Annotated in this window: 9 protein-coding genes; 8 read left to right on the top strand and 1 reads right to left on the bottom strand. The window is 64.9% G+C overall.

The window, feature by feature from the left end; all coding sequences use genetic code 11:
• Positions 1-35: 35 nt before the first annotated feature.
• Entirely contained in the window at positions 36-1,319 is a 1,284-nt protein-coding gene (locus tag VFO93_RS01135; protein ID WP_325132463.1) for a chloride channel protein, read from the bottom strand.
• Positions 1,320-1,581: 262 nt separating this feature from the next.
• Between VFO93_RS01135 and VFO93_RS01130 the strand changes: the two genes are divergently transcribed.
• The 8 genes from VFO93_RS01130 to VFO93_RS01095 all read left to right on the top strand — a co-directional run bounded on the left by VFO93_RS01130 (position 1,582) and on the right by VFO93_RS01095 (position 12,582).
• Positions 1,582-3,747 (top strand): TonB-dependent receptor, encoded by a 2,166-nt coding sequence (locus VFO93_RS01130; RefSeq protein ID WP_325132462.1) that lies wholly within the window; start codon positions 1,582-1,584, stop codon positions 3,745-3,747.
• A gap of 91 nt (positions 3,748-3,838) precedes the next feature.
• Positions 3,839-4,459, top strand: coding sequence for an HmuY family protein (locus VFO93_RS01125; protein ID WP_325132461.1), 621 nt, complete (start codon positions 3,839-3,841; stop codon positions 4,457-4,459).
• 313 nt (positions 4,460-4,772) lie between these two features.
• Positions 4,773-5,630: a helical backbone metal receptor gene (locus tag VFO93_RS01120; protein ID WP_325132460.1), complete on the top strand. Its 858-nt coding sequence runs from the start codon at positions 4,773-4,775 to the stop codon at positions 5,628-5,630.
• Positions 5,631-5,839: 209 nt separating this feature from the next.
• Positions 5,840-6,955 carry an iron ABC transporter permease gene (locus tag VFO93_RS01115; protein ID WP_325132459.1) on the top strand — a complete coding sequence of 372 codons (1,116 nt, stop codon included), beginning with the start codon at positions 5,840-5,842 and terminating at the stop codon, positions 6,953-6,955.
• Positions 6,956-6,995: 40 nt separating this feature from the next.
• A complete protein-coding gene (locus VFO93_RS01110) occupies positions 6,996-7,781 on the top strand; it encodes a heme ABC transporter ATP-binding protein (RefSeq protein WP_325132458.1) in 786 nt (261 codons plus the stop codon).
• A gap of 188 nt (positions 7,782-7,969) precedes the next feature.
• Positions 7,970-9,010, top strand: coding sequence for a hemin-degrading factor (locus VFO93_RS01105; protein WP_325132457.1), 1,041 nt, complete (start codon positions 7,970-7,972; stop codon positions 9,008-9,010).
• 151 nt (positions 9,011-9,161) lie between these two features.
• Positions 9,162-9,488, top strand: a complete 327-nt coding sequence (locus VFO93_RS01100; protein ID WP_325132456.1) for a hypothetical protein — start codon at positions 9,162-9,164, stop codon at positions 9,486-9,488.
• A 148-nt stretch (positions 9,489-9,636) separates the two neighbouring features.
• Positions 9,637-12,582, top strand: a complete 2,946-nt coding sequence (locus tag VFO93_RS01095; RefSeq protein ID WP_325132455.1) for a M1 family metallopeptidase — start codon at positions 9,637-9,639, stop codon at positions 12,580-12,582.
• The last annotated feature ends 137 nt before the right edge of the window (positions 12,583-12,719 follow it).

Genomic DNA, 12,719 nt, shown 5'->3' with positions numbered 1-12,719 from the left:
AACAACAAGCCTGCTGATTTTAAGTGCAGTAAAACTCACTCTTCCTCCATGCCCGGCACGGCCAGCTGGGCATTTATCAGCGGCGTATTCGGGGCCAGGAAAAACCCGGTGAGGCTGGCAAACAGTATCGGCACCGGCTGCTGAAACCCGGTGAGCGTGGCCAGCAAAATGGCCGTGCTGATGGGCGTGCGCGTGGCGCAGGCATTGAGCGCCGCCATGCAGCTAATCATGGCCAGCGGCAGGCTTTGCGACGGAAAAACCGTGTGGATGAGCAGCCCCAGCGTGGCCCCCACGAAGAACAGCGGAATGATAAACCCCCCGCGCCAGCCCGACGTGACCGTGAGCGCGATGGCCACCAGCTTGGCCGCCAGCAGCCCCAGCAAAAACGCCACCGTGAAATGCCCTTCGAGCAGCTCGGCCAGCTGCTCGTGGCCGAAGTAGCGGGCCAGCGGCACGTAGTAGGCCAGCAAACCCAGCAGCAGGCCCGCGCCGCCCATCTTCACATAAATAGGCACCGCCAGCTGCCCGAAGCCGCGCCGCAGCTGCCGCACCAGCCCGATAAACAGCCAGCCCACCGCCGTGGCCACTACCGCGTAGCCGGTGGCATAAAAGGCATCATTAAGCTGCGGCGTGCCGCCCACCGGGAAGTGCCAGGTCGGCCCGATGCCGATGTGCGTTATCACAATGAAGATGATGAAGCTGGCGCAGCTACTCACGAAGGCCGGAATGAGCGCCTGAAAATACTCGCTCAAATGGCGGTGGTGCAATATTTCGAGGGCAAACAGCCCGCCGCCCAGCGGCGCCCCAAACAGCGCCGTGAAGCCCGACGCCATGCCCGCGATGCTGAGCGTGCGTAGCCCCTCGCCGCGCACCCGCAGCTTCCGGGCCAGCCACGAGGCCGTGGAGCCCGTGACCTGCACCAGCGGGGCCTCGGGGCCGGCGCTGCCGCCGCTCGCGATGCAAAGCAGCGACGAGAGTATCATGGCGGGGCTGCCCTTGGGGTCGAGCCGGCCGTTGCGGAAGCGGATGTTATTGACCAGCAAGCTCATTTCGCCGGGGTCGCCGAGGCGGTGGATGATGAGGCCGGCCAGCAACCCCGCGCCGCCCATCAGGGGCACCACCCACCAGCCCGTGACCAGGCTGGCCACCCGCAGCAAGCGCTCCAGCACCAGCCAGTAGGCCCCCGCGATGCAGCCGCCCACCAGCCCCACCAGCACCCACAAAAAAAACGTGCGGCTGAACACAAACGGATTGAAGCGCAGCGGCATAGCCGCCTGCCGCCGCAGGGAAATGGCCAGGCGGCCGGTTTTGAAACGCATAGGTAATCGCAGGAAAAAACGAGGGTAGGGAGCGCCGGTCGAGGCGGCTAGCCCGGCCCAAAGGTCGGGGTTAGGCGCCGGGGGCTGGCCGCCATTGAAGCTCGCAAAAAAATGTTGGCTTGCCAGAGGTGCTAGCGCTCAGCGCAATGGCAGGCAGCCAAAGGAGAGCTTTCAATGCTTTATTTAGAAAATTTCCAGATAAGCCTTGTCTGAATGAATTTTCGGCCAATACCTTTGCTACTGTTTAGAACAAGTCTAAATAATGGCGCAATCTTTTACCTCTTCCGTTGCTCACGTGCTGCCGCTGGCCTTGCTGGCGGGGCCGGCGCTGGCGCAGCCAGCGGGCCGCCCGCTGCCCGCCGACACGCTGCGCCGCCAGCGCCTGACGGAGGTAGTGGTGACGGCCACCCGCACCGAAAAGAGCCTCACCGACGTGGCCATCCCCGTATCGGTAGTGGGGGAGAAGCAAATCAAGAGCATGGGCGCGCTGCGCCTCGGCGACGTGCTGCGCGAGCAAACCGGCCTCAGCCTGGTTTCCGACCACGGCCAGGGCGTGCAGCTGCAAGGGCTGGGCTCGGAGTACACGCTGCTGTTGGTGGATGGCGAGCCGCTCATCGGCCGCACGGCGGGCACGCTCGACCTCACCCGCGTGGCGGTTGGCAACGTGCAGCGGGTGGAAATCGTGAAGGGGCCGGCCTCGGCGCTGTGGGGCTCCGACGCGCTGGCCGGCGTCATCAACATCATCACCCAAAAGCCGCAGCCGGGGCTGCGCGGCAGCCTGCGCGCCCGCTACGGTAGTAATCGCACCGCCGACCTCAGCACCACGCTGAACGCGGGCGGCGAGCGCGCCGGCCTCACGGTGTTTCTCAACCGGTACAGCTCGGCGGGCTACGCCTTGCAGCCCGAAAGCGGCAGCGCCACGGTGCCGCCCTTCGCGAGCTACACCGGCCAAAGTCGGTTTACCTATAGCCTGAGCGAGCGCACGAAAGTCAGCTTGTCGGGGCGGTATTTTATAGAAAACCAGGCGAGTACCGCGCCCACGACCAACGAGGCGGGCCTCACGGCCGACGTACGGCTGCAAAGCCGGCAGACGGATTTCAACCTCAACCCCACGCTGACGCACCGCTTCGGCGGCGACAAGTTTTTGGCCACGCTGCGGGGCACCTACAGCCGCTACCACACCCAGGAGGCCTACACCTACGCCGCCGACGGCAGCTACTTCGACGCCACCTACTTCACCCAAACCTTCCTGCGGCCCGAGGCGCAGCTCGACTTCACGCCGCGCCCCAACCAGACGCTGACCCTGGGCGGCGGCTACCAGCGCCAAACCGTAGTAGCCACCCGCTACGACGCCCGCCAGCTGCTGCACAACGGCTACGCCTACGCCCAATACGACTGGTCGCCAACTACTAAGCTCAACCTGCTGGGCGGCGTGCGCTACGACGGCCCCAGCCAGTACGCGGGCCAGCTAAGCCCCAAGCTGGCCGCCCGCTACCAGCTAGCGCCCTGGCTGGCGCTGCGCGGCTCGGTGGGCCGGGGCTACCGCGCCCCCGATTTTCGGCAGCTCTACCTCAATTTTTCCAATCCCACGGTGGGCTACAGCGTGTTTGGCACCGGCCAGGTGCAAGCCAAAGTAGCCCAGCTGGCCCAGCAAGGCCAGCTCGCCACCGACCCCGCTACGGGGCAGGCCATTATCTATCAATCCGCGCTCGACCAGGCTGGCCGCCTGACCACCGAAAGCTCGGTGGCGACCAACGTGGGCTTTGTGCTGGAGCCCAAGCTGCCCAACCCGGCGCTCGGCTACCGCCTCACCGTCAATGCCTTCCGCAATGACCTCAGCAACCTGATTGAAACCACTACCGTGGCCCTCAAGAAAAACGGCCAGTCGGTATTTTCCTACCGCAACGTGACGCGGGCCTATACCCAGGGTCTGGAGCTGGAAAACGCCTTGACGCTGCCGCGCGGCTTCTCGGTGGGCGCTGGCTATCAGTATCTTATTGCCAAGGATAAGGCGGTGGTCGATGCCCTTGCCGCCGGCCAGGTTTTCCGCCGCGACCCCGCCACCCTCGAAACCCAGCGCGTGCGCCCCGCCGACTACGGCGGCCTCTTCAACCGCTCGCGCCACAGCTGGAACGCCAAGCTGTTTTACGAAAACCAGCCCCACGGCCTCACCGCCAGCCTGCGGGCCATCTACCGGGGCCGCTACGGCTTTGCCGACCGCAACGCCAACGCCATCCTCGACGCGGCCGACGAGTATGTGCGCGGCTACCTGCTGCTGAACGTGGCCGCCAGCAAAACCCTCGGCCCCTGGCTCACGGCCCAGGCCGGCATCGACAACCTCACGGGCTACACCGACCCCGCCTACATCAGCACGCTGGCCGGCCGCCTCTGGTACGCCAGCCTGGCTATCGAGCTGGGTAAGAAGTAAGTAGCGCGGAATTTTAGTCCGCGAATAGCCTGGTATTTCCTTTTAAAACCTTTTCACTCGCGGACTAAAAGTCCGCGCTACACCCTTTCACATGCAAACCCTGTTTCGCCCCGCGCTGCTACTTGCCCTCGGCTCCCTGGCCCTGGCCTCCTGCCAAAAAGACGATGATACCACTACCCCAACCCCCGCCGCCCAGGCCCAAACTGTGAGCAGCCTCTCGGCCGCTGGCACCGCCAGCAGCACCGGCCAACCCATCGCCGCCAAGCACTACACATTTTTCAGCCTGGCCGACAACAAGCAAATCGCCTACACCGACTCGAATACCACGAAGTGGGACGTGGCCTTCCGGGGCACGACCATCCTCATCAATGGCGGCACCAGCGGCCCCGGCCAGGGCGGCGCGCAAGTATACACCGGCCTGTTTGCCGACCTCGTGACGGCCCCCACCACCGGCTACGACGTGGATGCCGCCCCCAAATTCGCTATTCCCACGGGGCCGGGCAACGGCTGGTATAACTACAACAGTACTACTCACATCGTGACTCCGGTGGCTGGCAAAGTACTAGCTATTCGCACGGCTGCCGGCAAGTATGCGAAGATGGAAATTACCAGCTACTACAAGAATGCGCCGGCTACGCCCAGCATCACTGACCCCAGCGGCTACTACACCTTCCGCTACGTGTACCAGCCCAGCGGCACGAGCTTGAAATAACCGTCATGCTGAGCATAGTAACTCTGCCGCTTTGTCGATAAGATGTAGAGACGCAATATTTTGCGTCTTGCGCTGCTAAGCAATATTTCCTGATGCCAGAGGCTATGTTTTAGCGTTGCCGAGCAATACTTACCAGACGTCAGACGCAAAATATTGCGTCTCTACATCTTAGCGACGAGGCGGCAGAGATGCTTCGACTACTGACGATAAAAGTAAAAAGTCCGGCCGGGTGGCTTGCGCGCCCGTGGTTTGGGGGTAGGCCTTGTGGTGAGGCTATTTCTGCGCGAGCTGCTCGTGCCGGCACTACTTTTTAATGAATAAAAAACTAGCGATGAATAAGTTGAATTTAATATTTCATAAGCTGCTGGCCCTGGCCGCGCTGCTATTCAGCGGCCTCACGGCCGTGGCGGCCCCCGCGCCGCGCATCGTGTCGCTCAATGGCACCATTTCCGAAATCATCTGCGACCTGGGCCGGCAGGGCCAGCTCGTGGGCGTAGATGTCACCAGCACCTACCCCGCCGCGCTCGAAAAGCTGCCCAAAGTGGGCCACAACCGCAATATCTCGGCCGAGGGCGTGCTAGCCCAAAGTCCCACGCTGGTAGTGGGCACCACCGAGTCGCTGAAGCCCGAGGTGGCCGCGCAGCTCAAGTCGGCCGGCGTGCGGGTCGAGCTGTTCAAGCAAACCTATTCGCCCGAAGGCACCAAGCAGCTAATCAAAGAAGTAGCCGCCGCCTTTGGGGCCACAGCCGAGGTGCCAGCTTTGCTCAAAAAGCTCGACGCGCAGCTAACCCAGGTGCGCCGGCCGGCCAAAGCGCCCAAGGTGCTCTTCATCTACGCCCGCGGCACGGGCACCATGATGGTGGCCGGCCAGGGCACGCAGGCCGAGAAAATCATCCAATTGGCCGGCGGCCAGAATGCCGCTACCGGCTTCGCCGACTTCAAGCCCCTCACCGCCGAGGCCCTGGTAGCCGCCAACCCCGACGTGTTGCTGCTCTTCGACAGCGGTCTGCAAAGCCTGGGCGGCAAAGCCGGCCTGCTGCAAGTGCCCGGCATCGCGCAGACGAATGCCGGCCGCACCGGTCGCGTGGTCGAGATGGACGGGCAGTTGCTGACGGGCTTCGGGCCACGACTGGGGCTGGCGGCTGGCGAGCTGGCTAGGAAGCTGCAATAACGTGTAACCCCACCCCCGGCCCCTCCCCTCCGGGAGAGGGAGCCGTTCGTAAGCTGTTAGCCTTTATTCTGAAAAAGCCAGCAGCCAACAGCTAGTGGCTGACAGCCCAACGTCAGGCTCCCCTCTCCCGGTGGGGAGGGGCCGGGGGTGGGGTCTCACGGCCGGCGAGCTAACACAAACCCAATCCAACCTTTCCTTTTCCTTAAAACATGCCCGCCCTCGCCGAAAAGCCCGTTGCCACGCTCACCCCCGCCGCCCCGCGCACCCGCGAAAACCGGGCGCGGGTGCTGCTGGCCGCGCTGGCCGTGCTGCTGGTGCTGGCCGTATTGGTCGGCGCGGGGGCGGGCGCGCTGCACGTGCCGGTGGCCTCGGTGCTGGGCGTGCTGCTGCACAAGCTGGGGCTGACGACCGGCCTGGCTTTCGAGCCGCAGCAAGAAGCCGTGGTGTGGGCCATCCGGCTGCCGCGGGTGGTGCTGGCGGTGCTGGTGGGCGCGGCGCTGGGCTTGAGCGGCGCGGCCATGCAAGGGCTGTTTCGCAACCCGCTGGCCGACCCGTCGCTGCTGGGCATCTCGGCGGGCGCGGCGCTGGCGGCAGTCGCGGTTATCGTATTAGAAGAACGCGTAGTGAAGCTGGTGAGCGCCCTGCCCGGCACGGCCGAAGCCAGCGCCTATGTGCTGCCGCTGGCGGCCTTCGCGGGCGCTTGCGCTACCACGCTGTTCGTATACCGGGTATCGCGGCGGGGCGGGCGGGTGCTGGTGAGCACCATGCTGCTGGCGGGCATCGCCACCAATGGCTTGGCCGGCGCCGTGACGGGCCTTTTCACCTACGCCGCCACCGATGCGCAGCTGCGCAGCATCACCTTCTGGGGGCTGGGTAGCCTGGGCGGGGTCACCTGGCCCACTATCGCCACGCTGCTGCCGTTTCTGGCGCTGCCGCTGCTGAGGCTGCCCCGGCTGGGCAAGGCGCTGAATCTGCTGGCGCTGGGCGAAGAACAGGCCGCGCACCTGGGCTTGCCGGTGGCGCGGGTAAAGTGGCAGATTATCGGCCTCACCACGCTGGCCGTGGGCGCGTCGGTGGCGATGGTGGGCACAATTGGCTTCCTGGGCTTCCTGGTGCCGCACGTGCTACGCCTGCTCGGCGGCCCCGACCACCGCTTCGTGCTGCCGGCCTCGGCGCTGGGCGGCGCGCTGGTGCTGCTGCTAGCCGATACGCTGGCCCGCACCGCCGTAGCCCCCGCCGAGCTACCCATCGGCATCCTGACCGCGCTGCTCGGCGCGCCGGTGTTCCTGTGGCTCGTTATGAATAAGGCCAACAAAATCGCCTGAACCCAGCCATTCCGTGGTTCAGCTAATCTCTACTAAACCCGTGCTGCAAGCCAACTCCCTTACGTACCGCCCCGGCCCAAAAAGCCTGCTGCAAAATGTCTCGCTCACGGTCCGGCCCGGCGAGGTACTCGCCATCATCGGGGCCAACGGCGCGGGCAAATCGACCTTGCTCAAGCTGCTCAGCGGCGACCTGAAACCCAGCGCGGGCGAGGTGCTACTCGATAATAAACCCCTGAGCCAGTGGCCGCCGGCCGCACTGGCGCGCCGCCGGGCAGTGCTGGCGCAGCAGCACACGCTGGCGCTGGCCTTTCAGGTGCGCGAGCTGGTGCTGCTGGGCCGCTACCCGCACTTCGGCGGCCAGCCCACCGCCCACGACCACGCCGTGGTGGCCGCCGCCCTCGACCTGGTGGGCCTGCGCCACTTGGCCGAGCGCGAGTACCCCACGCTCTCGGGCGGCGAGCAGCAGCGCACGCAGCTGGCCCGCGTGCTGGCGCAGGTGTGGGAAGCCGAGGGCGGCGTGCTGCTGCTCGACGAGCCCCTCACCGGCCTCGACCTGCGCCACCAGCACCAGACGCTGGCCGTGGCGCGGCAGCTGGCGCGGCGCGGCTTCGGCGTAGTGGCCGTGTTGCACGACCTCAACCTCGCCGCCCAATACGCCGACCAGGTGCTGCTGTTGCACCAGGGCCGCCCCGTGGCCAGCGGCCCCCCCGCCGACGTGCTGACGCCTGATTACATCCAGTTGGGCTTCGGTATTGAGGTGGAATTGCTGACGCATCCCAGCCTGGGCTGCCCGCTTATCGTGCCTACGGTGGGTATGCCGTTTTAAGTAAAGCTTATCGCGTTTGTCATGCTGAGCGCAGCGTAGCGGAGTCGAAGCATCTCTTCCGCTTCGTTGCTCAAGACAAATAGTTAGTTCACCGATAGAGATGCTTCGACTTCGCTGCGCTGCGCTCAGCATGACAGTCGCCGCCCCCAACTCATAACTCAAAACTCACCACTCCTAACTCCCAAAAAATGTCCGTCCTCACCGCCCCCGAAACCCTCGCCGACCGCTGGACTGCCTACCAGCAAGAAAACCCCAAAAGCCGCATCCGCGACGCCGCTAAAGCTCTCGGCACAAGCGAGGCCGCCCTGCTCGCCACCCGCAATACCGGCCAGCCCGACTCGCCAGTAGTAGCCCTGGCCGGCGACTTCAAAGAGCTGCTCAAACAAGTGAGCATGCTGGGCCGCGTGATGGCCCTGACCCGCAACGACAGCGTGGTGCACGAGCGTAAAGGCCCGTACCTGGCGGTGTCGTTCCAAGGGCCGATGGGGTTGGTGCTGGGCGAAGACATCGACCTGCGCCTCTTCATGATGCACTGGCAGCACGGCTTCGCCGTGAGTGAAAACGGCCGCCGCAGCCTCCAGTTTTTCGCCGCCGATGGCGAGGCGCTGCACAAAATCTACGTGCTCGACGGCGAAACTGACCTGGTGGCCTACGAGGCGCTGGTTGAGCGCTTCCGCGCCCACGACCAGCCCGATTCGCTTATCACCGGCCCCGCGCCCAGCGCCCCCGCCGAAGCTGCCGACGACACCATCGACGTGGCCGGCTTTCAGGCGGCCTGGCGCGGTTTGCAGGACACGCACGACTTCTTCGGTCTGCTGCGCCAGTTTGGCGTGAGCCGCACGCAGGCCCTGCGCCTGGGGCCGCCCGAGCTGGTGCGCCAGGTTGATAATGACGCCATTGACGAAGCCCTGCGCGCCGCCGCCGCCCAGGAGCAGGATGTAATGGTTTTCGTGGGTAGCCGCGGCTGCATCCAGATTCACACCGGCCCGGTGCACAAAATCGTGCTCACCGGCCCCTGGCTCAACGTGCTCGACCCCGACTTCAACCTGCACCTCAAGCTCGCCGACGTGGCCAGCAGCTGGGTGGTGCAAAAGCCCACCGCCGACGGCGTCGTAACCTCGCTCGAACTCTTCGACGCGCAGGGTAACAACCTGCTGCTACTCTTCGGCAAGCGCAAGCCCGGCATCCCTGAGCAAGCGTCGTGGCGCGAGCTGGTAGCGGCGCTGTAGGGTGATGTGAGAAACCTGAGGATGTGGGAGATGTGGGGAATGGGCCACAACCTTGATTACTGTCAAAAGGCTGTGGCCTATTCCCCACATCTACTACACCATAGCATTTCTCACATCTCCACATTTTCAAATCCTTCACATTTATAAAAAGATGTCGCGCTGTCTCCACCACAACACGTTGGGCTGCATAGCGCAGTGCCCCGGCCGGTGCTGCCTGCACCTGTATTTCGGCAACGTGGGCTTGCGCCTGCTGCCGCACGAGCTGCGGCAGTGGCGCGGCATGGTGGCCGAGCTGTGCACCTTCCACACGCCACACGTGGCCGATGCCGAGGCGCGCTGTCTCAGCCTGCCCGGTCCTACCTCCGACCAGGTTTTCTTATTTTCGCTGGAGGAAATGTTCTTGCTCCACGACCTGCTCATCAGCGCCGCGCTGCTGCTCGAAGTAGATACAATTTTAGCGCGGGCGGCGAGCCAGTAGCGCGAGCTTGGTAGGGCGCGTTTGTGTAGCAAAGGCAACCTAGGCGCGCCGAGCCCGCAAAATCCCGCGCTGCCATATTCTGCTAAACCAGAATATAGCAGTGGGCGCTGGTTGGGCGTACTTTCGGCGCTCCATCAACTTTCGCCACGTGCGTACTCTGCTACTTTCCCTTTCTCTGGCCGCGCCGCTGCTGGCCCGCGCCCAGGCCCAAGCGCCTTACTTTCAGCAAGAAGTCAAGTACGACATCGACGTGCGGCTCGACGACCGGCAGCACCGGCTGCGCGGCCACGAGGCGCTCACGTACCGCAACAACTCGCCCGAGGCGCTGACGTTCATCTGGTTTCACCTCTGGCCCAACGCCTACCGCGACAACAACACGGCCTTTGCCCGGCAGCAGCGGCGGCAGGGTAAAAAGAGGTTTCTGTTCGCGCCGCCTAGCGCGCGGGGCTTCATCGACAGCCTGGCTTTTACGGTAAACGGCCAGCCGGCCACCCTCGAAACCGACCCGCGCAACCCTGACATGGCCCGGCTGGTGCTGCCGCAGCCGCTGGCACCGGGCGCGGTGGCCACCATTGCCACGCCGTTTCGGGTGCAGCTGCCGGCCTCGTTTTCGCGGGGCGGGCACGTGGGGCAGAGCTACCAGATAACGCAGTGGTACCCCAAGCCGGCCGTGCTGGACCGGCGCGGCTGGCATCCCATGCCCTACCTCGACCAGGGCGAATTTTACTCCGAATACGGCGCGTTTGACGTTCGCATTACGCTGCCCGCCAACTACACCGTGGGCGCTACCGGCGAGCTTCAAAACCCCGAGGAGCTGGCCCGCCTGCGTCAGCTGGCAACCGCCACCGCCCGCAAAACGACCGATAAGGATTTCAGCAAAGACCTGGCTTTTCCAGCCTCGGCCCCGGCCACCAAAACCCTGCGCTACGTGCAAGACCGGGTGCACGACTTCGCCTGGTTTGCCGACAAGCGCTTCAACGTGCTGCACGACTCGGTGCGCTTGGGCTCGGGCCGGGTGGTGCAGTCGTGGGTGCTTTTCACGAATAGGCAGGCCCCCAAGTGGATAAAGGGCCTGCAAGACGTGAACACCGCCCTGCGCCGCTACTCGGAGTGGGTGGGCGAGTACCCCTACAGCAGCGCCACCGCCGTGGATGGCGCCCTCTCGGCCGGCAGCGGCATGGAGTACCCGATGGTGACCGTGACCCAGCCGGACGCCATCGTGCACGAGGTGGGCCACAACTGGTTTTACGGCATACTAGGTTCGAATGAGCGCGATTTTCCGTGGCTCGATGAGGGCGTGAATACCTACTACCAGACCCGCGTGGAGGAGCTCACCGACCCCCGCGCCGGGATGCTGGCCGACCTGGCCAAAGTGCCGTTTCTGGGCCGCACGTTTGGGCTCGACAGCGTGCCCGGTGCGGGCCTCAACCAGCTGCCCTACCAGGCGCTGGCCAGCCGGGGCCTCTACCAGCCGGTGCAGGGGCCGATGTCCGACGATTACACCCAGTTCAACTACGCGGCCACGGTATACTACAAAACGGCCGTGTCGCTCAAGTACCTGGCCGCCTACCTGGGGCAGGAAAAATTTGACCGGGCCATGCACCAGTACTACGCCCGCTGGCAGTTTCGGCACCCGTACCCCGAGGACATGCGGGCCGTGTTTGAGGAAAGTGCCGGGCAGCCGCTGGGCTGGTTTTTTGACGGCCTGCTAACCCAGGCGCGCCCCTACGATGCCAGCCTGCACGACCTGCGCGCGGCCGGCGGGGCCGTGCAGGTGCGCGTGCGCACTACCTCGGCCGCGCCCTGGCCAGTACCCGTGTCCACGCTCGACGCCCAAAACCGCGTGCTCGAAACCCGCTGGACCGCCCCCCTTAGCCAGGCCGACGCCAACGGCGCGGAACTCGGTTTCCGGCCCGACAACGTGGCTTCCGTGGTCATCGATGCCGGCTACTTCACCCCGCAGCTCAACCGCGCCAACGACCGCCTGCGCCTGACGGCCAGCGCGCCCGCCCGCGCCCTGCGCGTGCGCCCGCTGTTCAGCATCGAGCGCTGGGACAAGTCTACCCTCAACTGGCTGCCAGTGCTGGGGGCGAACACGGCCGATAAATTCATGCTGGGCGCGGCGTTTTACAGCAATATGGTGGCTCCTAAGAAGCTGCAATACATTGTGATGCCGATGTTCAGCTTTAGCCGGGGCAAGCTCAACGGTATTGCGCACGTGCAGCGCAATTTTCTGCCCGCGCACCTGGGCCGCGAACTCATGGCCGGGGCCACCGTGCAGCGCTTCGAAGAGTACACCAAGGTAGAGCCAGCCCTGACGCTGGTGCTGCCGCACCGCGTGGGCTACGGCCCCCGCCAGCAGGTGAAGCTGTCGTTTGCGGCCGTGGTGGGCGAAAACCAGAACCGCACCAACACCATCGCCACCGCCGAGTACGCCGTGCGCCACGCCGACGCCCTGCACGCCTGGAGCGCTGACCTCGACCTGAGCCGGATGCAGGCCAGCAGCCGCAGCGGCCCGGCCGCCCTGCTGCTGCGCGGGGCCGCCACCTACCTGCGCTTCTACTCGCCCAACAAGCGGGTGCAGGCGCGCCTGTTCGGCGGCCGGTTTTTGCAGCGCGGCACCCAGGATGCCTTCGTGCTGGGCCTCAGCGGCAGCCCCGACTACCGCCGCCAAACCTTCTTCCTCGACCGCCAGCAAATCTCGCCCGCCCTGGCCGCCCAATACCACCAGACCGACAACCGCGACGGCGCGTTCCGGGCCTACCTGCCCGTGAGCAGCACCCGCTGGCTCAGCACCCTCAACGTGCAGGCCGACGTGCCCGGCCTGCCCCTGGCCGTCTTCGCTGACTTCGGGGCCACCAGCGAGCGCTTCCGCGTGGGCGACCGCCCCGGCAGCCAGCGCCTCTACTACGATGCTGGCCTCACGCTGCCGCTGTTCCGCAATTTCCTGGAGTTTTACTTCCCCATCGCCGGCTCGCAGTACGCCGATGGCTTTCCGGCCAGCGGGGAAGAGTTTGGCAATAACATCCGCTTCGTGCTGAGCTTGAATACGCTGAACCCGCTGCGGCAGCTGGATGAATTGCTGAGTAAGTAGGGTGGGGGGCCCTCTGCGTGCACCTCACCCCCTAGCCCCGGTTCGCTTGAAGCGCGAAGTCCGAAAAAAGAGGGGGGACTAGCTTTAGTTCTAGCTTTTAGAAACTATGGCTAAGACTAAAAACTAGTTCCCCCTCT

The organism is Hymenobacter sp., from assembly GCF_035709525.1.
Lineage (GTDB): Bacteria > Bacteroidota > Bacteroidia > Cytophagales > Hymenobacteraceae > Hymenobacter.
The sequence above is the reverse complement of the archived record's forward strand: the minus strand, read 5'-3'. Positions and strand labels throughout refer to the sequence as shown.

Coding starts and splice junctions, on each gene's coding strand:
- VFO93_RS01125 (WP_325132461.1), top strand. CDS start 3,839: ATGCAAACCCTGTTTCGCCCCGCGCTGCTACTTGCCCTCGGCTCCCTG.
- VFO93_RS01115 (WP_325132459.1), top strand. CDS start 5,840: ATGCCCGCCCTCGCCGAAAAGCCCGTTGCCACGCTCACCCCCGCCGCC.
- VFO93_RS01100 (WP_325132456.1), top strand. CDS start 9,162: ATGTCGCGCTGTCTCCACCACAACACGTTGGGCTGCATAGCGCAGTGC.
- VFO93_RS01130 (WP_325132462.1), top strand. CDS start 1,582: ATGGCGCAATCTTTTACCTCTTCCGTTGCTCACGTGCTGCCGCTGGCC.
- VFO93_RS01105 (WP_325132457.1), top strand. CDS start 7,970: ATGTCCGTCCTCACCGCCCCCGAAACCCTCGCCGACCGCTGGACTGCC.
- VFO93_RS01120 (WP_325132460.1), top strand. CDS start 4,773: ATGAATAAAAAACTAGCGATGAATAAGTTGAATTTAATATTTCATAAG.
- VFO93_RS01135 (WP_325132463.1), bottom strand. CDS start 1,319: ATGCGTTTCAAAACCGGCCGCCTGGCCATTTCCCTGCGGCGGCAGGCG.